The sequence below is a fragment of the Pseudomonas sp. MPC6 genome, from assembly GCF_006094435.1.
Lineage (GTDB): Bacteria > Pseudomonadota > Gammaproteobacteria > Pseudomonadales > Pseudomonadaceae > Aquipseudomonas.
In genome coordinates, this window is record NZ_CP034783.1 from 6570963 (window position 1) to 6596263 (window position 25301).

Annotated in this window: 20 protein-coding genes; 11 read left to right on the forward strand and 9 right to left on the reverse strand. The window is 60.9% G+C overall.

Annotation, left to right across the window (positions count from 1 at the left end; translation table 11 throughout):
• The first annotated feature begins 13 nt into the window (after positions 1–13).
• The 8 genes from betA to ELQ88_RS32755 all read left to right on the forward strand — a co-directional run bounded on the left by betA (position 14) and on the right by ELQ88_RS32755 (position 12077).
• Complete coding sequence (gene betA, locus ELQ88_RS32720; RefSeq protein ID WP_138969365.1) at positions 14–1717, forward strand: choline dehydrogenase; 1704 nt, start codon at positions 14–16, stop codon at positions 1715–1717.
• A gap of 239 nt (positions 1718–1956) precedes the next feature.
• A complete protein-coding gene (locus ELQ88_RS32725; protein WP_138969366.1) occupies positions 1957–3399 on the forward strand; it encodes a TldD/PmbA family protein in 1443 nt (480 codons plus the stop codon).
• Positions 3399–4736, forward strand: coding sequence for a TldD/PmbA family protein (locus ELQ88_RS32730; RefSeq protein WP_138969367.1), 1338 nt, complete (start codon positions 3399–3401; stop codon positions 4734–4736). The genes ELQ88_RS32725 and ELQ88_RS32730 overlap by 1 nt, the downstream gene beginning before the upstream one ends.
• A 145-nt stretch (positions 4737–4881) precedes the next feature.
• Positions 4882–6309: a multidrug transporter subunit MdtD gene (gene mdtD / locus ELQ88_RS32735; RefSeq protein ID WP_138969368.1), complete on the forward strand. Its 1428-nt coding sequence runs from the start codon at positions 4882–4884 to the stop codon at positions 6307–6309.
• A 57-nt stretch (positions 6310–6366) separates the two neighbouring features.
• Complete coding sequence (dbpA, locus tag ELQ88_RS32740; protein ID WP_128874074.1) at positions 6367–7752, forward strand: ATP-dependent RNA helicase DbpA; 1386 nt, start codon at positions 6367–6369, stop codon at positions 7750–7752.
• A gap of 157 nt (positions 7753–7909) precedes the next feature.
• Positions 7910–9088 (forward strand): NAD(P)/FAD-dependent oxidoreductase, encoded by a 1179-nt coding sequence (locus ELQ88_RS32745; RefSeq protein ID WP_138969369.1) that lies wholly within the window; start codon positions 7910–7912, stop codon positions 9086–9088.
• Between the two features lie 239 nt (positions 9089–9327).
• Positions 9328–11511, forward strand: coding sequence for a YccS family putative transporter (yccS, locus tag ELQ88_RS32750; RefSeq protein WP_138969370.1), 2184 nt, complete (start codon positions 9328–9330; stop codon positions 11509–11511).
• A 113-nt stretch (positions 11512–11624) separates the two neighbouring features.
• Entirely contained in the window at positions 11625–12077 is a 453-nt protein-coding gene (locus ELQ88_RS32755) for a GNAT family N-acetyltransferase (RefSeq protein ID WP_128874077.1), read from the forward strand.
• A gap of 123 nt (positions 12078–12200) precedes the next feature.
• Here the strand turns inward: ELQ88_RS32755 and ELQ88_RS32760 are convergent, their stop codons facing one another.
• The 3 genes from ELQ88_RS32760 to ELQ88_RS32770 form a co-directional block, all read right to left on the reverse strand.
• Positions 12201–12497: a winged helix-turn-helix domain-containing protein gene (locus ELQ88_RS32760; protein ID WP_128874078.1), complete on the reverse strand. Its 297-nt coding sequence runs from the start codon at positions 12495–12497 to the stop codon at positions 12201–12203.
• An 81-nt stretch (positions 12498–12578) separates the two neighbouring features.
• Entirely contained in the window at positions 12579–13070 is a 492-nt protein-coding gene (locus ELQ88_RS32765; RefSeq protein ID WP_138969371.1) for a M48 family metallopeptidase, read from the reverse strand.
• A 45-nt stretch (positions 13071–13115) separates the two neighbouring features.
• On the reverse strand, positions 13116–15239 hold the full coding sequence (locus ELQ88_RS32770) for an EAL domain-containing protein (RefSeq protein WP_138969372.1): 2124 nt from the start codon (positions 15237–15239) through the stop codon (positions 13116–13118).
• Positions 15240–15564: 325 nt separating this feature from the next.
• Here ELQ88_RS32770 and ELQ88_RS32775 point away from each other — a divergent pair, with 325 nt between their 5' ends.
• Complete coding sequence (locus ELQ88_RS32775) at positions 15565–16233, forward strand: polysaccharide lyase family 7 protein (protein WP_138969373.1); 669 nt, start codon at positions 15565–15567, stop codon at positions 16231–16233.
• A 75-nt stretch (positions 16234–16308) separates the two neighbouring features.
• Here ELQ88_RS32775 and fba read toward each other — a convergent pair whose 3' ends face one another.
• The 6 genes from fba to tkt all read right to left on the reverse strand — a co-directional run bounded on the left by fba (position 16309) and on the right by tkt (position 22673).
• Positions 16309–17373 (reverse strand): class II fructose-bisphosphate aldolase, encoded by a 1065-nt coding sequence (fba, locus tag ELQ88_RS32780; protein WP_008151974.1) that lies wholly within the window; start codon positions 17371–17373, stop codon positions 16309–16311.
• A 232-nt stretch (positions 17374–17605) separates the two neighbouring features.
• Complete coding sequence (locus ELQ88_RS32785; RefSeq protein WP_128874082.1) at positions 17606–17935, reverse strand: MliC family protein; 330 nt, start codon at positions 17933–17935, stop codon at positions 17606–17608.
• A gap of 56 nt (positions 17936–17991) precedes the next feature.
• Positions 17992–18213 carry a hypothetical protein gene (locus tag ELQ88_RS32790; RefSeq protein ID WP_128874083.1) on the reverse strand — a complete coding sequence of 74 codons (222 nt, stop codon included), beginning with the start codon at positions 18211–18213 and terminating at the stop codon, positions 17992–17994.
• Positions 18214–18247: 34 nt separating this feature from the next.
• Positions 18248–19411 carry a phosphoglycerate kinase gene (locus tag ELQ88_RS32795; RefSeq protein ID WP_128874084.1) on the reverse strand — a complete coding sequence of 388 codons (1164 nt, stop codon included), beginning with the start codon at positions 19409–19411 and terminating at the stop codon, positions 18248–18250.
• 26 nt (positions 19412–19437) lie between these two features.
• Positions 19438–20493, reverse strand: a complete 1056-nt coding sequence (epd, locus tag ELQ88_RS32800) for an erythrose-4-phosphate dehydrogenase (protein WP_128874085.1) — start codon at positions 20491–20493, stop codon at positions 19438–19440.
• Between the two features lie 182 nt (positions 20494–20675).
• Positions 20676–22673, reverse strand: a complete 1998-nt coding sequence (gene tkt / locus ELQ88_RS32805; protein ID WP_138969374.1) for a transketolase — start codon at positions 22671–22673, stop codon at positions 20676–20678.
• A 272-nt stretch (positions 22674–22945) separates the two neighbouring features.
• Between tkt and ELQ88_RS32810 the strand changes: the two genes are divergently transcribed.
• Together ELQ88_RS32810 and metK are read left to right on the forward strand one after the other, a co-directional pair.
• The gene (locus ELQ88_RS32810; protein ID WP_138969375.1) at positions 22946–23941 is read left to right on the forward strand and encodes a metalloregulator ArsR/SmtB family transcription factor; all 996 of its coding nucleotides are present in this window, start codon (positions 22946–22948) and stop codon (positions 23939–23941) included.
• A gap of 18 nt (positions 23942–23959) precedes the next feature.
• Positions 23960–25150, forward strand: coding sequence for a methionine adenosyltransferase (metK, locus tag ELQ88_RS32815; protein WP_128874087.1), 1191 nt, complete (start codon positions 23960–23962; stop codon positions 25148–25150).
• The last annotated feature ends 151 nt before the right edge of the window (positions 25151–25301 follow it).

The window sequence follows — 25301 nt, forward strand, 5'->3', positions numbered from 1 at the left end:
GAGGGTGCATTCAATGTCCCAAGAATTCGACTACATCATCATCGGTGCCGGCTCGGCTGGTAACACCCTGGCGGCCCGTCTGACGGAAGACGAAGGCGTCACCGTCCTGCTGCTCGAAGCCGGCGGCCCGGACTACCGTCTCGATTTCCGCACGCAAATGCCGGCCGCCCTGGCGTTCCCGCTGCAAGGCCGTCGCTACAACTGGGCCTACGAAACCGACCCGGAACCACACATGGACGGTCGCCGGATGGAATGCGGTCGCGGCAAGGGCCTCGGTGGCTCTTCGCTGATCAACGGCATGTGCTATATCCGCGGCAACGCCATGGACTACGACAACTGGGCCAAGCTTCCAGGTCTTGAAGACTGGGACTACCTCAACTGCCTGCCGTACTTCAGAAAAGCGGAAACCCGCGACATCGGCCCGAACGACTACCACGGTGGCGACGGTCCGGTCAGCGTGACCACGCCCAAAGCCGGCAACAACCCGCTGTTCCATGCGATGGTCGAAGCAGGCGTGCAGGCCGGTTACCCCGCTACCTCCGACCTGAACGGATACCAGCAGGAAGGCTTCGGCCCGATGGACCGTACCGTGACGCCGAACGGCCGTCGCGCCAGCACCGCCCGCGGTTACCTGGACATCGCCAAGAAGCGCTCGACCCTGACCATCGTCACCCACGCCCTGACCGACAAGATCCTGTTCGAAGGCAAGCGTGCGGTCGGCGTGCGTTACTTGATCGGTGCCGCTGAAGAGCGCATTGAAGCCCGTGCCCGCAAGGAAGTGCTGCTGTGCTCCGGCGCCATCGCGTCGCCGCAAATCCTGCAACGTTCCGGCGTTGGCCCCGCCGAGTTGCTGAAAAAACTCGACATCCCGGTGGTCCACGACCTGCCGGGCGTCGGTGAAAACCTGCAGGATCACCTCGAGCTGTACCTGCAATACGCGTGCACCCAACCGGTGTCGCTGTACCCGTCGCTGCTCTGGTACAACCAGCCGGCCATCGGTGCCGAGTGGCTGTTCAACGGCACCGGCATCGGCGCCAGCAACCAGTTCGAAGCCGGCGGTTTCATCCGCTCCCGCCCGGAATTCGATTGGCCGAATATTCAGTACCACTTCCTGCCGGTCGCGATTAACTACAACGGCAGCAACGGAGTGAAAGAGCACGGTTTCCAGGCGCACATGGGTTCCATGCGCTCGCCGAGCCGCGGTCGCATCCAGGCCAAGTCCAAGGATCCGCGCGAGTACCCGAGCATCCTGTTCAATTACATGGCCACCGAGCAGGACTGGCAGGAATTCCGTGACGGCATCCGCCTGACCCGGGAAATCATGCAACAGCCGGCACTGGACGCCTTCCGTGGCCGCGAAATCAGCCCCGGCATCGAGGTGCAAACCGATGAGCAGCTCGACAAGTTCATCCGCGAACACGCCGAAACCGCGTTCCACCCGTCCTGCTCATGCAAGATGGGCACCGACGAGATGGCCGTGGTCGATGGCGAAGGTCGTGTGCATGGCATGCAGGGCCTGCGTGTGGTCGATGCCTCGATCATGCCGATCATCACCACCGGCAACCTGAATGCGCCGACGATCATGATCGCCGAGAAAATCGCCGACAAGATCCGGGGCCGCCAGCCGTTGCCGCGCAGCAAGGCTGATTACTATGTCGCCGGTGATGCACCGGTGCGTGGCAAGCCGTTGCGGGATGTGAGCCTGACTGCTCAGTAAGTCATAACACCGAGGCGCGCCCTTCGCGGGCAAGCCTCGCTCCTACAGGAGAACGCGATTCCTTGTAGGAGCGAGGCTTGCCCGCGAAGACGCCAGACCAAGCACCATACCTCCCGAAGTAATCCTTTCCTACACCGCCCCGCCCTTGATATCGCTCCCCGCCCAGGCCTAATCTAGCCCCACGCAATCGTTTCACCCCCCCTCGCAACACCGATGCTCCATACCAAGGAGGTCCACGAATGTTCGATTTCCACCCCCAGCTCAAGCAGCGCTTTGCTGCCTTGCGCACGGGCGCTGAATTCTTTTCGCTGCGCTATGTGCGCGAGTCCGGCCAGTACCTGTCAGTGCGCAAGAACGTTGCCGAGCCGCCGAGCCTGAGCCGTGACGAAGGCGCGATGCTGACCGTTCGGGTCAACGGTGTGGAGACCTATGCCGCGACCAACGACCTGTCCCAATCCGGTCTGCAAGCCGCGCTGGACAACGCCGAGCAACAAGCTCGCCGACTCAAGCCCCACGCCCTGCTCGACCTGCGCGAGCAAGCCGTTTCCAGTGACCGCGCCGATTACTTCTCGCCGAACCTCGACCAGCCCTTCCCGTCCCTGAGCGATTGCTACCAGCTGCTCGGCGCCGAATCCGCGGCCGTGCCCAAGGACGAGCGACTGGTGAACTGGCAGGTGAGCATCGGCATTACTGACGTCGAGCAGATCTACCTCAACAGCGCCGGCGCCGAACTGCGTCAGGCACAGCGTTTTGTCTATCCGAGCCTGGAAGTCACTGCCTACGACGGCAGCGACAGCCAGACCCGCACCCTCGGCCGCGAGAACTTCGGCCAACAGGGTGGGTTTGATGTGATCAGCCGCTGCGGCCTGGTGGGTGCCGGCCCGAAAATCGCCGACCAGGCGCTGCAATTGTTGCTGGCGCCGAACACGCCACAAGGCCCGCGCGACCTGTTGTTGATGCCGGATCAGATGATGCTGCAGATCCACGAGTCGATCGGTCACCCCCTGGAACTGGACCGCATCCTCGGCGACGAGCGCAATTACGCCGGCACCAGTTTCGTCAAGGCACAAGACTTCGGCAGCCTGCAATATGGCTCCGAACTGCTGAACGTGACCTTCGATCCGGACATCCCTGAACAGCTCGCCAGCTACGGTCATGACGACGACGGTACCGCCGCCAGCAAGCAATTCCTGATTAAAGAAGGTTTGCTGCTACGGCCACTGGGCGGCGCACTGTCGCAATTCCGTGCCGGCATGAACGGCGTCGCCAACAGCCGCGCCTGCGGCTGGAACCGTCCGCCGATCGACCGCATGGCCAACCTGAACATCGAGCCTGGGGATCAACCGCTGGCGCAACTGATCGGCGGGATCGAGAACGGCATCCTGATGAGCACCAACCGTTCCTGGTCCATCGACGATGCGCGCAACAAGTTCCAGTTCGGTTGTGAGTGGGGCCAGTTGATCGAAAACGGCGAACTCAAGGGCGTGGTGAAAAACCCCAACTACCGGGCGATTTCCGCGCAATTCTGGAAAAACCTCAGCGCCGTCGGCGACGCCAGCACCGTCAAGGTCCTCGGCACTCCGAACTGCGGCAAGGGTGAACCGAATCAGGTGATCCGCGTCGGTCATGCGTCGCCGGCCTGCGTGTTCAGCAAAGTTGATGTGTTTGGGGGAGACGCCTGATGAGTACGTCCAACAATCAGGCCGAAGCGTTCAAGGCCTTGGTCCACTGGTTGCGCGATGCGGTGCGCGAACCGGAACAATTCACCCTCAGCTACGCCGCCGAGTCGTCGGCCTTCGTGCGATTCAACCACGCGAAGGTGCGCCAGGCCGGCCAGGTGCAGCAAGCAAGCATCGGCTTCAAGCTGATCGACGATGGGCGCCATGCCGACCTGAACATTACCCTCTCCGGTGATGCGCAGGTCGATGTTCAGCGCCTGGCCGAAGGGTTGCAGCAGCTGCGCGATACCTTACCGCTGCTGCCGCAGGACCCGTACCTGCTGCTCAACTATACCGGCTGGCAGAGCACCAATGTGCAGGAGCATCCGCTGCCGGACACCGCGCAAGTGGTCGCGCAAATCACCCAGGCAGCCGAAGGGTTGGACTTGGTGGGCTTCTACGCCGCCGGCCCGATCAGTCGGGGTTTTGCCAGTTCTTCGGGCGCGTTTGGCTGGCATCAGGCCAACAGCTTCAACTTCGATTTCAGCCTGTTCCATGACAATGGCCAGGCCGTCAAAGCCAGCTACGCCGGGCACGACTGGGACAGCGAAGGGTTCGCCAGACGTTTTGCGCAAGCGCGCGAGCAGCTGGCGTTCCTGGGCAGGCCGCAACGCACCCTGGCGCCGGGTCAGTACCGCGCCTACCTGGCGCCGGCAGCCATGGGTGAAATCATGGATATGCTGGGTTGGGGCGGTTTCTCGGCGCAGTCGATTGCCAGCAAGAACAGTCCGCTGCAAAAGCTTTACGCGGGGGACAGTTCGTTCAGTGCGCTGGTGTCGCTCGAGGAAAAGGTCAGCGGTTCGTTGAGCCCGGCGTTCTCCGGCGAAGGCTATCCGCGCAGCGATCTTGAGTTGATCGTCAAGGGCAAGGCCGGCGCGCAGATGGTCAGCTCCCGCAGCGCTGCCGAATATGGCCTGACGGCCAATGGCGCCAGCGGCGGTGAAATGCCGAACGCGTTGAACATGGCGGCCGGAGAGTTGCCTGATGCAGAGATTCTCAAGCAGCTGGGCACCGGGTTGTACATCAGCAACCTCTGGTACCTGAACTACTCGGACCAGCCGGCGGCACGCCTGACCGGCATGACGCGGTTTGCGACCTTCTGGGTCGAGAACGGCGAGATCCAGGCGCCGGTGAGCACCATGCGCTTTGATGACAGTGCTTACAGTTTGCTCGGTTCGCAGCTAGAAGCGTTGACCGAAGAGCGCGAGTTGCTGCTGTCGGCCAGTACCTACAGTCAGCGGGCCACGGCCTCGGCGTTGTTGCCGGGGGCGCTGGTCAGCCGCCTGACGCTAACCCTGTAACCCCGCAAAACCCTTGTAGGAGCTGGCTTGCCAGCGAAGGGGCCGGCACATTCAACATCATTGTTGCCTGACAGCCCGCCTTCGCTGGCAAGCCAGCTCCTACAGGGAGTCGGTGTAACGCAGACACTCCCTGACAAGAGGCCCCATGCCCAACCGCCAACCTCTCGATGCTGTCACTGCCCGCTGGCTGCCCTGGGTGGTTGCCATCGCCTTCTTCATGCAGTCCCTCGACGGGACCATCCTCAATACCGCCCTGCCCGCCATGGCCCGAGATCTGGCCGAAGATCCGCTGCGCATGCAAGGCGTAATCATCGCCTACATGCTCACCGTTGCCTTGTTGATCCCGGCCTCGGGCTGGATCGCCGACCGCTTCGGTACCAAGAAAATCTTCTTTGGCGCGATCCTGCTGTTCAGCTTCGGCTCCTTGCTCTGCGCCCTGTCGAACACCTTGAGCATGCTGATCGGCGCCCGGGTGATTCAGGGCCTGGGCGGTGCGCTGATGCTGCCGGTCGGACGCCTGGTGGTGCTGCGCGCGTACCCGCGCTCGGAGCTGGTGCGGATCATGGGCTTTATCACCATTCCCGGTCTGCTCGGCCCCTTGCTCGGCCCGACCATGGGCGGCTGGATGGTGGAATACCTGACCTGGCACTGGATCTTCCTGATCAACCTACCGGTGGGCGCCATCGGTTGCTACGCCGTGTGGAAGTTCATCCCTGATCTGCGCGGCACCGAGCGCACCCGTTTCGACAGCCTGGGCTTTTTGCTGTTTGGCGCGGCGATGGTGCTGATCACCATTGCCATGGAAGGACTCGGCGAACTGCACCTGCCGCACCTGCGTGTGATGTTGCTGCTGTTCGGCGGCATGGCGTGCCTGGCTGCGTACTGGCTGCGGGCCGGACACATCGAGAATCCGCTGTTCGCGCCCTCGCTGTTCAAGACCCGGACGTTTGCCGTGGGCATTCTCGGCAACCTGTTCGCCCGCCTGGGCAGCGGCGCGCTGCCATTCCTCGTGCCGTTGCTGCTGCAAGTGGCGCTGGGTTATTCGCCCTCCCAGGCCGGGATGAGCATGTTGCCGCTGGCGGCCGCGGCGATGGTCGCCAAGTCGGTGGCGCGGCCACTGATCGAGCGCCTGGGTTATCGCATCGTGCTGACCGGCAACACCCTGGCCCTGGGCATGATGCTGGCGAGCATGGGCCTGGTCAGCGAGCAGACACCCTATTGGCTGTTGCTGGGGATGCTGGCGATTCTCGGGGCCATCAACTCGCTGCAGTTCACCGCGATGAACACCGTGACCCTGATCGACCTCGACGACGCCAGCGCCAGCAGCGGTAACAGCTTGCTGTCGGTGGTCGCGCAATTGTCCCTGAGCCTGGGTGTTGCCTGCGCCGGTGCCTTGCTCGGCGGGTTCACTGCGGAGGCCGGAAACGACGGCGTAGACACGGTGCTCGGGGCGTTCCAGCTGACCTTCGTGACGGTAGGAATCATGGCGATGCTGGCCGCGACTATCTTCTCCCAGCTTTCAAAGGAAGACGGACGGCGCGTCAAGCGTCCGGAAGAACACATCGAGCCTTAGGGTGAACGGCCCCGGGACTGATACACTGCGCGACATTTTGTTTTGCAGGCCAGTCCCGTGACCACCATCGCCACCGCTTTTAATACTTTGCCGCTGTCCGCCGCCATGCTGGCTAACCTCGACTCCCTCGGTTATGCCCAGATGACGCCGATCCAGGCGCAAAGCTTGCCGGTGATCCTCAAGGGGATGGACCTGATCGCGCAAGCCAAGACCGGCAGCGGCAAGACCGCCGCCTTCGGCATCGGCCTGCTGAACCCGATCAATCCGCGCTTCTTCGGTTGCCAGGCACTGGTGATCTGTCCGACCCGTGAGCTGGCCGACCAGGTCGCCAAGGAAATCCGTCGCCTGGCCCGCGCTGAAGACAACATCAAGGTCCTGACCCTGTGCGGCGGCGTGTCGTTCGGTCCGCAGATCGGCTCCCTGGAGCACGGCGCGCACATCATCGTCGGTACCCCGGGCCGTCTGCAGCAGCATTTGCGTAAAGGTTCGCTGGTGCTGCATGGCCTGAACACCCTGATCCTCGACGAAGCCGACCGCATGCTCGACATGGGTTTCTACGATTCCATCGAAGAAATCATCGCCCAGACCCCGGAACGCCGCCAGACACTGCTGTTCTCCGCCACGTACCCGACGGGTATCAAGCAGTTGGCGGCGAAATTCATGCGCACTCCTCAGATAGTGAAGGCCGAGGCGTTCCACGACGATACCCAGATCGAGCAGCGCTTCTACGAGATTTCCCCGGAAGAGCGCATGAGCGCCGTGACCAAAGTCCTCGGCCACTTCCGCCCGGCATCTACCGTGGCCTTTTGCTTCACCAAGCAGCAGGTGCAGGAAACCGTTGATCACCTGACCTCCAAAGGCATCTCTGCCGTCGGCCTGCACGGCGATCTGGAACAGCGCGATCGTGACCAGGTGCTGGCCATGTTCGCCAACCGCAGTACCTCGGTACTGGTCGCCACCGACGTCGCTGCACGCGGCCTGGACATCGATGCGCTGGACATGGTGATCAACGTCGAACTGGCCCGTGACTCGGAAATCCACATCCACCGTGTTGGCCGTACCGGCCGCGCCGGTGAGAAAGGCATCGCGATCAGCCTGGTCGCGCCGTCCGAAGCGCACCGCGCCCAGGCCATCGAGCAACTGCAGAAGTCACCGTTGAGCTGGGATCAGCTGGACAACCTCACCTCCCAGGGCGGCGCACCGCTGCTGCCGGTGATGAGCACGCTGTGCATCGGCGCGGGCCGTAAAGACAAGGTGCGTCCGGGTGACATTCTGGGTGCGCTGACGGGCGATGCCGGGATCCCGGGTGCCCAGGTGGGCAAGATTGCGATCTTCGATTTCCAGGCATTTGTAGCCGTGGAGCGCGGGATCGCCAAGCAGGCCCTGCAGCGCCTGAACGACGGTAAAATCAAAGGCCGTTCGCTGCGCGTGCGTATCCTGTAAGAACACCGCCACCCACTTGTAGGAGCGAGCTTGCTCGCGAAAAACCCGAGCTCATCGCGTTCAGCCAGGCTGCCAGCGTTATCGTTGACGTCCTTCGCGAGCAAGCTCGCTCCTACAAGGTCCGGGTTAGCCCTGAGATTTGTAAGAGGACACCGTTTTGCGCTCTACCGAAGTCGTGATCATTGGCGCTGGCGCCGCAGGATTGATGTGTGCGCTGACCGCCGCCGGGCGTGGGCGCAAGGTGATGTTGCTCGATCATGCGAACAAGGCCGGCAAGAAAATCCTGATGTCGGGCGGTGGCCGTTGCAATTTCACCAACATGTACAGCGAACCGGGCAATTTTCTCTCGCAAAACGAGCACTTCTGCAAATCCGCCCTGGCACGTTACACCCAGTGGGATTTCATCGGAATGGTCGCCAAACACGGCGTGCCGTACCACGAGAAAAAACTCGGCCAGCTGTTCTGCGATAACAAATCCAGTGACATCCTCGAGATGCTGCTCAACGAGTGCGAGCAGGTCGGCGTGAGCCTGCACCTGGACACTTCGATCCAGACCATCGAGAAACTCGAACGGGGTTACCTGCTGGACACCACCCTCGGCCAAATCACCTGCGAATCGCTGGTGATCGCCACCGGCGGCTTGTCGATCCCGACCCTGGGCGCCACCGGTTTCGGTTATCAAGTGGCCAAGCAGTTCGGCCACGACTTGTTACCCACCCGCGCCGGCCTGGTGCCGTTCACCATCACCGACCAGCTCAAAGAACTGTGCACCGAGCTGTCCGGCACATCGGTGGATTGCCTGGTGAGCTGCAACGACCAGAGCTTTCGCGAGAACATCCTGTTCACCCACCGCGGCCTCAGCGGCCCGGCGATTTTGCAGATCTCCTCGTTCTGGGAGTCCGGCGACACGGTGCAGATCAACCTGCTGCCGGATCACGACGTGCCAAGCTGGTTGCAACAGCAACAAGCCGAACGCCCGAACAGCGAACTGAAAACCCTGCTCGGTGAACTCTTCACCAAGAAGATGGCCAACCTGCTGGCGGACAACTGGTTCGTCTCCAAGCCGATGAAACAGTACACCCACGCGGAAATTGCCGACATCGCAGAAAAACTGGCGAACTGGGAAGTCGTGCCGGCCGGCACCGAAGGGTATCGCACGGCGGAAGTGACCCTGGGCGGCGTCGACACCCGTGAGGTTTCGTCCAAGACCATGGAATCGCTGAAAAACCCTGGCCTGTACTTCATCGGCGAAGTGCTCGACGTGACCGGGCATCTGGGCGGTTTCAACTTCCAGTGGGCGTGGGCCTCCGGGTACGCGGCCGCGCAATTCGTCTAACCACATCGCCCCCTGTAGGAGCTGGCTTGCCAGCGAAGGGGCCGGCAAATTCACATCGTTGTTGCCTGACAGTCCGCCTTCGCTGGCAAGCCAGCTCCTACAGGGGATCGCATTTCAAATGAGGGGATGGTTCGCACGGAGAAGGAACAGATTTTGCTGTCAGATGTGATCGGCGCCATTGCGTCGACGTCATTACTGGCTCAATTTAGCGTCATTGCCTCGGAAGGCCTTCGCACTTCATGTCATCGACCCCGTTCAGTCAGTCACTGCGGCGCCTCTGGGCGCTGGATAAATTCAGCTACAGCGTGCGGGTGTTCATCGCCCTGACCGGCAGCATGGCGCTGTGTTGGTATCAGGATGAAATGGCGCTGCTGATCCCGTTGTTCCTGGGCATCATCGCCAGCGCCCTGGCCGAGACCGACGACAGTTGGCAAGGCCGTCTCAACGCCCTGGCCGTGACGCTGGTGTGTTTCAGCGTCGCCGCCCTATCCGTCGAACTGCTCTTCCCCTACCCCATCGTCTTTGTCATTGCCCTCGCGTTGGCCAGTTTCGGCTTGACCATGCTGGGCGCCTTGGGCGAACGCTATGGTGCGATTGCGTCGGCAACGCTGATCCTGTCGGTCTACACCATGATCGGTGTCGACCAGCGCGGCGGAGCGGTGACCGACTTCTGGCACGAACCGTTGCTGCTGGTGGCCGGTGCGGCCTGGTACGGCTTGCTCTCGGTGCTGTGGCAGGCGATGTTTTCCAACCAGCCGGTGCAGCAGAGCCTGGCGCGATTGTTCCGTGAATTGGGTTATTACCTGAAGCTGAAATCGTCGCTGTTCGAGCCGATCCGGCAGATGGACGTCGAAGCACAGCGCCTGGAACTGGCCCAGCAGAACGGCCGAGTGGTGGCCGCATTGAACGCCGCCAAGGAAATCATCCTGCACCGGGTCGGCAATGGTCGACCAGGGTCGAAAGTCAGCCGTTACCTGAAATTGTACTTCCTCGCCCAGGACATCCACGAGCGCGCCAGTTCCTCGCACTACCCTTACAACGCCCTGGCCGATGCCTTCTTCCACAGCGACGTGCTGTTCCGCTGCCAGCGCCTGCTGCGCCAGCAAGGCAAAGCCTGCCGCGCGCTGGCCGAGTCGATCCAGATGCGCCAGCCATTCATTTATGACGCCAGTTTTGCCCAGGCCCTGAGCGACCTGCACGCCTCCCTCGAACACCTGCGCAACCAGAGCAACCCGGCCTGGCGCGGCCTGTTGCGGTCATTGCGCGCACTGGCGGCCAACCTCGGCACCCTGGACCGCTTGCTCAGCGATGCCAGCAACCCCGACGCGCTGGCCGATGCCACCGACAGCAGCCTGCTCGACCGTTCGCCACACAGCCTCAAGGATGTGTGGATACGCTTGCGCACCCAACTGACACCGACCTCGCTGCTGTTCCGCCACGCCCTGCGATTGCCCCTGGCCTTGAGCATCGGTTACGGCATGGTGCATTTGATCCACCCGTCCCAGGGGTACTGGATCATCCTCACCACGCTCTTTGTCTGTCAGCCAAACTACGGCGCCACAAGACTCAAGCTGGGTCAGCGGATCATCGGCACCGGCATCGGCCTGACTGTGGCCTGGGCGTTATTCGATCTGTTCCCCAACCCCTTGATCCAGTCGTGCTTCGCGATCGCGGCCGGGGTGGTGTTCTTTATCAGCCGCACCACCCGCTACACCCTGGCGACGGCTGCGATCACCCTGCTGGTGTTGTTCTGCTTCAATCAGGTCGGGGACGGCTACGGGCTGTTCCTGCCGCGACTGTTCGATACCTTGCTCGGCAGCCTGATCGCCGGGCTGGCGGTGTTCCTGTTCCTGCCGGACTGGCAGGGTCGACGCCTGAACAAAGTGCTGGCCAACACACTGACCTGCAACAGCGTTTATCTGCGCCAGATCATGCAGCAATACGCCGTCGGCAAAAGCGACGACCTGGCGTATCGCCTGGCCCGACGCAACGCCCACAACGCCGACGCCGCGCTGTCGACCACCTTGGCGAACATGCTGATGGAGCCGGGGCATTTCCGTAAGGAGGCGGATGTCGGGTTTCGGTTTCTGGTGCTGTCGCACACCTTGCTCAGCTATTTGTCAGGTCTGGGCGCGCATCGCGAAACCCGGCTACCGCCGGAGGTGCGCGAGCATTTGATCGAGGGTGCAGGGGTGAGACTGGCGGCCAGTATCGATGAGATCGCCCAAGGGCTGGCGAGCAAACTGCCGATTGCGATTCAGAGCGATGAGGAAGAGGCGCTGGCCAATGAGCTGGAACACATGCCGGATGAGATCGATGAAGGGCAGCGGCTGGTGCAGACACAGCTGGGCTTGATCTGCCGGCAACTGGGACCGTTACGCACGTTGGCGGCGCATTTGATCAAGGATACGAACGAGGCGTGAGAGGTACGAAATGCCCAGTGACATTTAGCCCCTTTGTCACTGATTTGTTCGCCATAAAGACATCTTTGGCCTGGGCGCTTAGTATCGGAGCGAGTTGATCAAGGAATGTGAAGATGACAATCGATTGGGTCTGCAAACACCACAGTGACTTGGGCAAAGAGCAGCTGTACGCCATTCTGCAGTTGCGTGCGCAGGTGTTCGTTGTCGAGCAGAAATGCGTCTACCAGGACGTGGACGGCCAGGATCTGGAAGGCGACACCTGCCATTTGATGGCGTGGGACGGTGATCGGCTGGTGGCGTACCTGCGGTTGCTTGACCCGGAGCTACAGGGTGGCGATGTAGTGATCGGACGGGTGATTACCGCACCAGAGGCACGAGGCCAGGGACTGGGTCACGAGTTGATCAATCAGGCATTGAAGCAAGCTGAAAAGCGCTGGCCTGAAGTACCGATCTATCTGTCGGCCCAGTCGCACTTGCAGGGTTACTACGGGCGGTACGGGTTTGTGGTGGCGGGGGAGGAATTTCTGGAAGATGACATTCCGCATATCGGGATGCGTCGTTCCTGAGGGCCCCTTCGCTGGCAAGCCAGCTCCCACAGGTTCCGGGCGGGATTACAAATTTGTATTCCATCCGCGATCCCTGTAGGAGCTGGATTGCCAGCGAAGGCGACAAATCAAACGCCGCAGAAGCTAGGGGTAATCCAACACCGCCTTGATCTGCCGCAAATGACGCTCGATCCACCCCCGGTCAATCGCCCCCCACTCGCGAATCCGGTAACGCCCGGCATGATTGCGCGCGCCTTCTTCCTGTTCGAACTCGCAAACAATATCCAGATCCGCCAGCGCCGCGATGGTGTCCTGCGCGGTGCGCCGGGGCATTCCGGTCACGTCGGTCAACGCCGGGACGCTGCTCGCCAGGCCACTGTCGATCAGGTACGCCACGTACAACCGGCGGTAGAAGCTGCTTTTAGTCTTGCTGACATCCATCCCTGCGCTCCGCATTACAGAAGATCAAAAGATCGCAGCCCGCAGGAGCTGCCGAAGGCTGCGATCTTTTGATCTTGATCTTTATTGCATATCCCGCCAAGTCAGGTACACCCGCAAGTCAAACTCCACCTGGTGATACCCCGGCAACATGTGTTCGCACAACTGGTAGAACGCCTTGTTGTGATCCGACTCTTTGAAATGCGCCAGCTCATGCACCACGATCATTTTCAAAAACTCCGATGGTGCCTCCTTGAACAACGAGGCCACGCGAATTTCTTTCTTGGCCTTGAGCTTGCCGCCCTGCACCCGGGAGATCGTGGTGTGCAGGCCGAGGGCACGATGGGTCAGATCCAGGCGATTGTCGAACAAGACCTTGTCGATGGCCGGGGCGTTACGCAAGAACGCCTGCTTCAATTCCAGCGCGTACGTATACAGCGCCTTGTCGCTCTGCACGTCGTGCTTCTGCGGGTAACGCTGGCTCAGATAGGCATCCAGACGACCTTCGGCGATCAGCTGGCGCACCTGGTCCTGCAATGCAGCAGGATAGGCCTGGAGGTATTTCAACACGGTCATCGGGACGGACAACATCAGAACGAACAGGCCGCCAGTGTAGCGAATTCAGCGGACCAGCGTGCTCCAGTCGAACGGCTGCACAAAATCGCCGACGTCCTCGGCCATCATCGGCCGAGCGACCAAAAACCCCTGTACGTACTCGCAGCCATTGGCGTGCAGCCACTCATATTGCGCAACGGTTTCTACGCCCTCGGCAACTACCAGCATTCCGTATTGCCTGCACAGGTCGATCACATTGCGCACCAGCGCCGCATCCCGTGAAGACGCCGGCAGCCGAGAGATCAAGTGCCGGTCGAGCTTGAGTGTGTCCAGTTCCAGGTCGCGCAGATGAGACAGCGAACACGGCCCGGTGCCAAAGTCATCCAGGGCCACCCGCACCCCCAGGTTGCGCAGCAAGCGCAGCTGTTTGCGGGTTTCGTCGGGATTGTGCATCAAGGACTCTTCGGTGATCTCGACTTCCAGATGGCGTGCCTGCAAACCGTTGCGCTCCAGCACCTGGCGCAACTCGGCGACCAGATTGGGCATGCCGAACTGCGTGCCGCTCAAACTGACACCCAGCACCAGGTCCTCGGCAAACAAGGTTTCCCAGGCCTTGCGCTGGCCTGCCCCGCGCTGGTAGATCCAGCTGCCCAACCGACTGATCAACCGCGCCTCTTCCAGCAACGGCAAAAACAACCCTGGCGGCACATCGCCGACACTCGGATGGTGCCAGCGCAGCAGCGCTTCAAAGCCACGAATCTGTCCGCTGGCAATGGCCACCTGAGGTTGATACACCAGATTGAAATCACGGTTATCGATGGCCGTGCGCACACTTTCTTCGAGCATCAACCGCGAGCGTGCCCGGCCATTCATTTCGTGATCGTAGAAGCGATACTGCTGGCGGCCGGCACGCTTGGCTTCATACATGGCGATGTCCGACGCTCGCAGCAAGCCGTCGAGATTGGCCCCGCAATCCGGGAAAGTGGCAATACCGATGCTCGCGCCCAAGGCAATATCCAGGCCGTCGATCTGTTGACGGATCGACACACGCTCAATCAGCTTCTCGGCGATCTTTGCCGCCTGCTCGGGGAATTCCAGGTCCAGTAACGCCGTGAACTCGTCGCCGCCCATGCGCGCCAGAATGTCGAAAGATCGCAGGCAGGCTTTCAACTGTTCGGAGACCCAACGCAGTGCCCGGTCACCGGCATCGTGACCGAGGGAGTCATTGACCCGTTTGAAGCCGTCGAGGTCCAGATACAGCAATACCCAGACACTGTCAGTACGTTCGCCCCGCAGCAGAAGGTTTTCCACCGTCTGGTAGAAACCCCGACGATTGAGCAGCCCGGTCAGCGGGTCGGTGACCGCTTGATACTCCAGCTGTTGGTGCAAATGACGCACGACCGACATGTCCAGCACCGTCACCACCATGGCCTGTTGCTCGGCGGGTAAAGGTGCGCAGGACAGCGCGACCGGCACTTGTTGGCCGGGCGCCGTGCGCAGCAATGCATCATGCAGGCGCAGGGTCTCACCGCGCCTGTAACCGCGGAGCAATTCGGAATCGGCCCAGACCGGGATGTGTGGCTTTTGCAGGAAATCCAGGAACTCCTTGCCCTGCAGGTCTTGCACCGTGGCATTGAGCAGCCGCGACATCGCTGGATTGGCAAAGCGGATCAGCCCCTCCTCACCCACCACCAGGATGCCTTCGGCGGCGTTGTCCAAAACCGAGGCATTAAACGCGCGAGCGAGTTCCAGATCATGGCTCAGGCGCTGCAATACGCGGCGATTGCGCTGATGTTCAAGCAGCGCCTGGATTTTCGGCTTGAGGATTTGCGGGTCGAACGGTTTGAACAGGTAATCCACCGCGCCACTGGCATAGCCCTTGATCACGGCGGCCTGCGACTGTTCGTTGGCGGTGAGGAAAATGATCGGCGTGTGGCAGGTACGCTGACTGCCGCGCATCAGTCGCGCGACTTCAAAGCCGTCCATCCCTGGCATCTGCACATCCAGCAGCACCAGGTCGACATCGTATTCGAGCAACAGGTCGAGGGCTTCGAAGCCCGAGGCGGCGGTCAAGATCTGCCAGTCCTGGCGCTGGAGCAACGCGCGCATGCTGATCAGGCTTTCGGGGTAGTCATCGACGATTAAAAGAATTGAGCTGGCTTCGGCTGGCGTCGCTTGCGCGCATTCCATGCTGCTTCTCTTTTTTGGGGCGGCAGGCCGGCTTCTGATGAAAGCCGGACCGGTACTAAGCCTTCACTCTAGACCGGGATCTGTGAAAGCAGAAGGTGTCAGTACGCCATCATTTAACCATTGCGTACATTTGCCGACTAACGGTCGCCCCTACAGGCCCCTGAAACCGGGAAAGATGGCATTTCGACAGGATGTTGACGCCAATCATCTGCCCGACGGGCATTAACAAATCAGCCTGCTGCGATTATAAAGACCGCCCTCCAAGGCGCGTACTAGAGCATCTGGCACGTGCGTGCAGCAAAAAAATCGTGGAAGCTTTTTGACTATGATCGATCTCGCAACCTGGAACCTGAGTGTTCCCGTCGGCAATCCGCCGTACACCGTCGACACTCCAAAACTGGTGAACGGCTTCAAGGATCAATACTTCCACTCCAATACCGGCACCCTTTTTTTCTGGTCGCCGGTGACGGGTACGCGCACTGAAAACGCAAAATATCCTCGCACTGAATTGCGCGAAACCTATAGCAACGGAACCCTGCGCAACTGGCTCTACCCGGACGCCGACAACTCCCTGCGTGCCACGCTGGCCGTCAACCAGGTACCCAGTTCCGGCAAGATCGTCATCGGCCAGATTCACGCTTATAAAAGCCAGAAGCCCATGGTGAAGGTCGAGTACCAGTACAAGACCAGCACGAAGACAGGCAACATTGTCGCCAAAGTGCGCATGCGCCCCGATGACGGCGAGGGTCGGGTGATCACCATTGCCACCGGCGTGAAACTGGATCAGCAATTCTCCTACATGATTCACCTGAGCCCTCGCGGCGCATTGGGCATCAGTGCCGCCGGTTACCAGTGGGACACCGACATCAGCAAGACCTGGAGCGTCAAGCCGCTGTACTTCAAGGCCGGGGTGTATGTGCAGGACCACACCGGGTACACCAGTGAAGGCGGGAAGGTAACGTTCACCAAGCTGGATATTGATCACGATAAGTAACTGGATCGCACAATCCAAAATAATAAAAAACCCGCATTAATGCGGGTTTTTTAATACTGCTAAAACGCTGAGGACTTAGTTGACCTTGGCGTTCAACTCACCCTTCAGGTAACGCTGATACATCCCTTCCAGCGAGATCGGCTTGATCTTCGAAGCATTGCCAGCCGTACCGAAGGCTTCGTAACGAGCGATGCACACGTCGCGCATTGCAGTCACGGTCGCGCCGAAGAACTTGCGCGGGTCGAATTCGCTAGGGTTGGTGGCCATCAGGCGACGCATCGCACCGGTGGACGCCAGGCGCAGGTCGGTGTCGATGTTGACCTTGCGCACGCCGTGCTTGATGCCTTCGACGATTTCTTCAACCGGCACGCCGTAGGTTTCTTTGATGTCGCCGCCGTACTGGTTGATGATCGCCAGCCAGTCTTGCGGTACCGAAGACGAACCGTGCATCACCAGGTGAGTGTTCGGGATGCGCTTGTGGATTTCCTTGATGCGGTCGATGGCCAGCACGTCACCGGTCGGTGGTTTGGTGAACTTGTAGGCGCCGTGGCTGGTGCCGATGGCGATGGCCAGGGCGTCGACCTGCGTGCGCTTGACGAAGTCGGCGGCTTCTTCCGGGTCGGTCAGCATCTGGCTGTGATCCAGAACGCCTTCGGCGCCGATGCCGTCTTCTTCACCGGCCATGCCGGTTTCCAGCGAACCCAGGCAGCCCAGCTCGCCTTCTACCGAGACGCCGCAGGCGTGAGCCATGGCCACGGTTTGCTGGGTAACGCGGATGTTGTAGTCGTAGTCGGTCGGCGTCTTGCCGTCTTCGCCCAGGGAGCCGTCCATCATCACCGAGCTGAAGCCCAGTTGGATGGAGCGCTGGCAGACGTCAGGGCTGGTGCCATGGTCCTGGTGCATGCACACCGGGATGTGCGGGAACTCTTCGATTGCCGCCAGGATCAGGTGACGCAGGAACGGGGCGCCAGCATATTTGCGAGCACCCGCCGAAGCCTGGACGATCACCGGGGAGTCAGTCTTGTCAGCGGCTTCCATGATGGCGCGCATCTGCTCAAGGTTGTTGACGTTGAAGGCTGGAACGCCGTAGCCGAATTCGGCTGCGTGGTCCAGCATCTGGCGCATGCTGATAAGTGCCATTGTGCGTGTCTCTCCCGGTTTGGGTCGTTAATCGTGCCAGCCTGCCGGAGCGGCGGCGGCTATTCAAGTTTTTGCAGATCGGGGGTTGGTCCGGGCTGCGAATTCGGATGTTGCATCACTCTAAACGTCAGCCCTTCTGTAGGAGCGAGCTTGCTCGCGATGGTGGCCCAGACAACGCGGACACTCTGGTATCCAGCGTCATCGTTAACGACCATCGCGAGCAAGCTCGCTCCTACAAGTGGCAACCGCGGCCAATCAGATCATTGGTGGCGACCCAGTACACCAGGCCTTCCTCACCTTTTATGTGAAACGCCAGCATGTCGTTGCTGTACAGCGAGCCTTCGGCGCCCGGTTCAAGCTTCAAACGGTAGACCTGATCGGCACCTCCCAGGCGAACGTCGACGTCCTTGCGGGCGGCGTCGGTGTAGCGCCAAAGCACCTTGGCCTGGCTGTCGCAGGTCCAGGTGGTCCAGCTGTCCGTCGATTCGGCAGGCTTGAACAGGTTCAGACTGGAGCAACCTGCCAGCAGGGCCAGCGCCGTAATGGCGATAAAACCTTTCATCCATGTTCCTCGACTGACGGCGCACGCCGCCAGTCCTGAGTAAAGTGTCAGACCCGTCAAGGGCAACCATGTTCCTTGGCCGGGGTCTGGGTCTCGTATTTTTCCAGGCCATCAGGCCCGGAACGCTTGTTGATCACCGGGTTGGTTTCGGCCTGCCAGTCGGCCTGGTAGCAGCCTTTGTCCTGTTCAGGCGTCTCGGGCACCGACGGGGCTTTCGGGTTACTCCCGCAAGCCGCCAGCATCCCCGCAGCGATCAACAGCGCTAACGTCTTGACCATGTGAACACTCCTTTGCCTGGTCAGATCGGCAGTCTCAGGCCTTGGCCCGGCTTTCAAGCACTTCAACGGCCGGCAGTACCTTGCCTTCGACGAATTCGAGGAACGCGCCGCCACCGGTGGAAATGTAGGAGATCTGATCAGCTACGCCATATTTATCGATGGCTGCCAGTGTATCGCCGCCACCCGCGATGGAGAACGCCGAGCTTTCTGCGATGGCCTGGGCCAGGACCTTGGTGCCGTTACCAAACTGATCGAATTCGAATACGCCCACCGGGCCGTTCCACAGGATGGTCTTGGACGACTTCAGCAGCTCGGCGAAATTCGCCGCGGTCTGTGGGCCGATGTCCAGGATCATGTCGTCTGCGGCCACGTCGGCAATCAGCTTGACGGTAGCGGTGGCGCTTTCAGCGAATTCCTTGGCCACGACAACGTCCACCGGCAGTGGCACGCTGACTTTGGCGGCGATTTCGCGCGCGGTGTCGAGCAGGTCCGGCTCGTACAGGGACTTGCCGACCGGGTGACCGGCAGCGGCCAGGAAGGTGTTGGCAATGCCGCCGCCGACGATCAGTTGATTGCAGATCTGGCTCAGGCTGTTGAGTACGTCGAGTTTGGTCGAGACCTTGGAGCCGGCAACGATGGCCGCCATTGGCTGAGCCGGGGCACCCAGGGCCTTGCCCAGTGCATCCAGTTCGGCCGCCAGCAGAGGGCCGGCAGCGGCGACTTTGGCGAACTTGGCCACGCCGTGGGTCGAACCCTCGGCACGGTGAGCGGTGCCGAAAGCGTCCATCACGAACACGTCGCACAGGGCGGCGTATTGCTTGGCCAGTTCGTCGGCGTTCTTTTTCTCGCCCTTGTTGAAGCGCACGTTTTCAAACAGCACGATGTCGCCGGCCTGCACGTCAACGCCGCCCAGGTAATCGGCCACCAGCGGCACTTCACGACCCAGCGCCTTGCTCAGGTAGTCAGCGACTGGCTTGAGGCTGTTCTCGGCCGAGAACTCGCCTTCGGTCGGACGGCCAAGGTGCGAGCAGACCATCACCGCCGCGCCTTTTTCCAGGGCCAGCTTGATGGTCGGCAGCGAGGCCAGGATTCGCGCATCGCTGGTGACAACACCGTCCTTGACTGGGACGTTGAGGTCTTCGCGGATCAGTACGCGCTTACCTTGCAGATCGAGGTCGGTCATCTTCAACACGGTCATGGGTCGCATTTCCTGGGTTACTGTTTTTAAGAAACTGAAAGCTTGGTAGCTGTTTGCAGATAGTGCTCGGCAACGTCCAGCATTCGGTTGGCAAAACCCCATTCGTTGTCGAACCAGGCCAGGATGTTCACCAGCCGTGGGCCGGAAACTCGGGTCTGACTGGCATCGACGATGGCCGAATGGGGGTCATGATTGAAATCACAGCTTGCGTGAGGCAACTCGGTGTAGGCCAGCAGGCCTTTGAGCGGGCCATGGGTGGCGGCCTCGCGCAGAATCCGGTTGACCTCGGTGGCGTCGGTGTCGCTGACGGTCTGCATCGTAATATCGAGGCAAGACACGTTAACCGTCGGCACCCGTACGGCTTTGGCCTGAATTCGCCCGGCAAGTTCCGGCAACAGGCGTTCGATGCCACGCGCCAGACCAGTGGACACCGGAATCACCGACTGGAACGCCGATCGGGTGCGGCGCAGGTCTTCGTGATGATAGGCATCGATCACCGGCTGGTCGTTCATCGCCGAATGGATGGTGGTGATCGATACATATTCCAGACCAATGGCCTGATCCAGCAGGCGCAACAGCGGCACGCCGCAGTTGGTGGTGCAGGATGCATTGGACACCAGCAACTCGTCGCCGGTCAGGCAATCCTGGTTCACGCCATAGACGATGGTGGCGTCGACATCCGCCTCGCTGGCCATCGGCTGGGAAAACAGCACCCGCGGTGCGCCCGCGTCGAGGAAACGCTGGCCATCTTCACGGGTGTGGTAAGCGCCGGAGCACTCCAGCACCAGATCGACGCCGAGCGACGCCCAATCGATGCCTTCGGGGGTGGCACTGCGCAGGACTTTCACGCAGTCGCCATTAATATGCAGACAATCGCCATCGACCTTCACTTCGCCGGGAAAGCGCCCGTGGGTGGAGTCGAAGCGTGTCAGGTATTCGATGCTGGCCATGTCAGCCAGATCGTTGATCGCGACAATTTCAAACCCGGCCGTCGAGCCTCGCTCAAACAACGCACGCAAGACGCAACGACCAATCCGGCCGTAGCCGTTGAGTGCAACTTTGTAGGGACGCGGTTGAGGCATGGGGTTCTCGATAATGCGCAGCCAGACGAAATTCTCATGTGCAACACAACCCTCTGTAGGAGCTGGCTTGCCAGCGAAGGGGCCGGTACATCCATCACATATTCTGTGACAGAAACACCGCCTTCGCTGGCAAGCCAGCTCCTACACAGGGACCGCGGCAGCCTGGGCAACCGCGTCGTGCTTTAGTCTTCCAGCAGCTCTTCAGCCTGACCAAGGATGTTTTCCAGGGTAAAGCCGAACTCTTCGAACAAGGCTGGCGCAGGCGCCGACTCGCCGTAGGTGGTCATGCCGATCACGCGACCTTCCAGGCCCACGTACTTGTACCAGTAGTCCGCATGCGCGGCTTCGATCGCGATACGGGCGCTGACCTGCAATGGCAGGACCGCTTGCTTGTAGCCGGCGTCCTGGGCATCGAACACGCTGGTGCACGGCATCGAAACAACACGCACCTTGCGACCTTGCTCGGTCAGCTTGTCGTATGCCTGAACCGCCAGGCCGACTTCCGAACCGGTGGAGATCAGGATCAGCTCCGGCTCGCCGGCGCAGTCCTTCAACACGTAACCGCCACGCGCGATCTCTTCGATCTGAATCGCATTGCGGGTCTGGTGCTGCAGGTTCTGCCGGGAGAAGATCAACGCCGACGGACCGTCGTTACGCTCCAGGGCGAGCTTCCAGGCCACGGCCGATTCAACGGCATCGGCTGGACGCCAGGTGTCGAGGTTCGGCGTGCTGCGCAGGCTGGTCAGTTGCTCGATCGGCTGGTGAGTCGGGCCGTCTTCGCCCAGGCCGATGGAGTCGTGGGTGTAGACGAACACCACGCGCTTCTTCATCAGCGAAGCCATGCGTACCGCGTTGCGCGCATATTCCATGAACATCAGGAAGGTCGCGCCGTACGGCACCAGACCGCCGTGCAGGGTCACGCCGTTCATGATCGCGCTCATGCCGAATTCGCGAACGCCGTAGTACATGTAGTTGCCGCTGGCATCTTCCGCCGTGACACCTTTGCAACCTTTCCACAGGGTCAGGTTGGAACCGGCCAGGTCAGCCGAACCGCCCAGCAGTTCCGGCAACAGCGGGCCGTAGGCATTCAATGCGTTCTGGCTGGCTTTACGGCTGGCGATGGTTTCGCCCTTGGCCGCCACTTCAGCGATGTAGGCATCGGCCTTCTCGGAGAAGTCAGCCGGCAGTTCGCCGCTCAGACGACGCACCAGCTCGTTGGCCAGCTCAGGGAAGGCGGCGGAGTAGTCCGCGAAACGCTGATCCCATTCGGCTTCGGCCGCGTGACCGGCTTCCTTGGCGTCCCACTCGGCGTAGATGTCGGCCGGGATTTCGAATGGACCGTGGTTCCAGTTCAGTGCCTTGCGGGTCAGGGCGATTTCCGCGTCACCCAATGGGGCGCCGTGGCAATCTTCCTTGCCTTGCTTGTTCGGCGAACCGAAACCGATGGTGGTCTTGCAGCAGATCAGGGTCGGTTGCTCGCTTTTGCGTGCAGTCTCGATCGCGGTCTTGATTTCTTCCGGGTCGTGACCGTCGACGTTGCGGATCACCTGCCAGTTGTAGGCTTCGAAACGCTTGGGCGTGTCGTCGGTGAACCAGCCTTCGACTTCGCCGTCGATGGAGATGCCGTTGTCGTCATAGAACGCGATCAGCTTGCCCAGGCCCAAAGTCCCGGCCAGGGAGCCGACTTCGTGGGAAATGCCTTCCATCATGCAGCCATCACCGAGGAACACGTAGGTGTGGTGATCGACAACGTTATGGCCAGGACGGTTGAACTGCGCCGCCAGGACTTTTTCTGCCAGGGCGAAACCCACGGCATTGGCCAGACCCTGGCCCAGTGGACCGGTGGTGGTTTCCACGCCCGGGGTGTAGCCGAATTCCGGGTGACCCGGGGTGCGGCTGTGCAGCTGGCGGAAGTTTTTCAGGTCATCGATCGACAGGTCGTAGCCGGTCAGGTGCAGCAGCGAGTAGATCAACATCGAGCCGTGACCGTTGGACAGCACGAAGCGGTCACGGTCGGCGAACGATGGATTGCTCGGGTTGTGCTTGAGGTAGTCACGCCAAAGTACTTCGGCGATATCCGCCATACCCATAGGGGCACCGGGATGGCCGCTGTTGGCTTTTTGCACGGCATCCATGCTGAGGGCACGAATGGCGTTGGCACGCTCACGACGGCTGGGCATCGCTGTTCTCCTGCGGGTTCTGAATCGAGAGTGAATAAAACGAAACGGAAAAAAGGCGAGCATTTTCCCTCACCGACACGCCTCGGGGCAATGACAGATAATCATCTGAGAAGGTTTTTCCAATGGATAACCGCGTATTCGCCTGATGAAACCTTTCCGCTATCCGTCTATTGAGTGAACCTGGGCCTGAGAAGTGCCATCTATCGAGCAATATCAAAACTTTTTGATATTGCCCTTGCGATGCTATCTGAGCGTCACTAGACTGCCGGCCTATGAACTTACGCGCGCGCTCCATTCGACATGACCCTTGCGATGAGCTGTCGGCCCTGTGCAAGGCCGGTGGCGATCCTCTGCGCCTGACGGTATTGCGCGCGTTGGCCAATGACTCGTTTGGCGTACTGGAACTGGCGCAGATCTTCGGCATCGGCCAATCGGGCATGAGTCATCACCTCAAGGTGCTGGCCCAGGCCGACCTGGTGGCCACCCGCCGTGAAGGCAATGCGATTTTTTACCGTCGCGCCCTGCCCCACACCGACCTGCCGGGCGGCAAGCTGCATGCCGCGCTGCTGGATGAGGTGGATAACCTGAGCTTGCCTGCCGACGTGCAGTCGCGCATCGCTCAGGTCCATGGACAACGAGCCGCGGCCAGCCAGGACTTTTTTTCACGGGTAGCGGAGAAGTTTCGCGCCCAGCAAGACTTGATCGCCGGCCTGTCGCAATACCGCGAAAGCGTGGTGGCATTGCTCGACAAGCTGAGTTTCAACCCAGGCGCCACGGCCATTGAAGTCGGCCCCGGCGACGGCGCCTTTCTGCCGGAACTGGCGCGCCGCTTCACTGGGGTCACGGCGCTGGACAACAGCCCGGCCATGCTCGAACTGGCGCGCCAGGTCTGCGAGCGCGAGTCCCTGCTCAACGTCAGCCTGCAACTGGCCGATGCATTGAATGGTGTGAGCCTCAAGGCCGATTGCGTTGTACTGAACATGGTGCTGCACCACTTTGCCGCGCCGGCCGATGCGCTCAAGCACATGGCCAGCCTGCTGCACCCCGGCGGCAGCCTGTTAGTGACCGAGTTATGTAGCCACAACCAGAGTTGGGCCAGGGAGGCCTGCGGTGATCTCTGGTTGGGGTTTGAACAGGACGATCTCGCCCGTTGGGCCACCGCCGCGGGACTCGTTCCCGGGGAAAGCCTCTATGTAGGCTTACGTAATGGTTTCCAGATTCAGGTCCGCCACTTTCAGCGACCGACTGGCGACACTCACCATCGGTAAATTCAGGAAAAAATCGAGATGAGCGAATACTCCCTCTTCACCTCCGAGTCCGTGTCTGAAGGGCATCCGGACAAAATCGCCGACCAGATTTCCGATGCAGTGCTGGACGCCATCATTGCTGAAGACAAGTTCGCCCGCGTGGCGTGCGAAACCCTGGTGAAAACCGGCGTGGCAATCATTGCCGGAGAAGTCACCACCTCGGCCTGGGTTGACCTTGAGCAGATCGTTCGTGACGTCATCACCGACATCGGCTACACCAGCTCCGACGTCGGGTTCGACGGTGCGACCTGCGGCGTGATGAACATCATCGGCAAGCAGTCTCCCGACATCAACCAGGGCGTCGACCGTGCCAAGCCTGAAGATCAGGGCGCCGGTGACCAGGGCCTGATGTTCGGCTACGCCAGCAACGAAACCGACGTGCTGATGCCCGCACCGATCACCTTCTCTCACCAGTTGGTACAGCGCCAGGCCGAAGCCCGTAAATCCGGCCTGTTGCCGTGGTTGCGTCCGGACGCCAAGTCCCAGGTCACCTGCCGTTACGAAAACGGCAAGGTGGTGGGCATCGACGCGGTCGTGCTGTCGACCCAGCACAACCCTGAAGTGTCGTACAAAGACCTGCGCGAAGGCGTGATGGAGCTGATCGTCAAGCACGTGTTGCCTGCTGAACTGCTGCACAAGGACACCCAGTTCCACATCAACCCGACCGGCCAATTCATCATCGGTGGCCCGGTAGGCGACTGCGGCCTGACCGGCCGCAAGATCATCGTCGACACCTACGGCGGCATGGCTCGCCACGGTGGCGGTGCGTTCTCCGGCAAAGACCCGTCGAAGGTTGACCGCTCGGCCGCCTACGCCGGTCGTTACGTGGCCAAGAACATCGTTGCTGCCGGCCTGGCCGAGCGTTGCGAGATTCAGGTGTCCTACGCCATCGGAGTGGCCCAGCCAACGTCGATCTCGTTGAACACCTTCGGCACCGGCAAGATCAGCGATGAGAAAATCATCAACCTGGTCCGCGAAGTGTTCGACCTGCGTCCCTACGCAATCACCACCATGCTCGACCTGCTGCACCCGATGTATCAGGAAACCGCTGCGTACGGCCACTTCGGTCGCACGCCGGCGACCAAGACCGTGGGTGACGATACGTTCACCACCTTCACCTGGGAAAAAACCGATCGCGTCGACGCCCTGCGTTCGGCTGCCGGCCTGTAAGACTTTCCTGGCAGTACAAAAAGCCTCGCCCGGTTCGCCGTGCGGGGCTTTTTATTGTCTTGCACTTTAGACTGCGTCGCCGCTTTCGCCGGCAAGCCGGTCTCGCTCCCACAGTGAATCTGCGTCGTTCACAAATCCCCTGTGGGAGCGG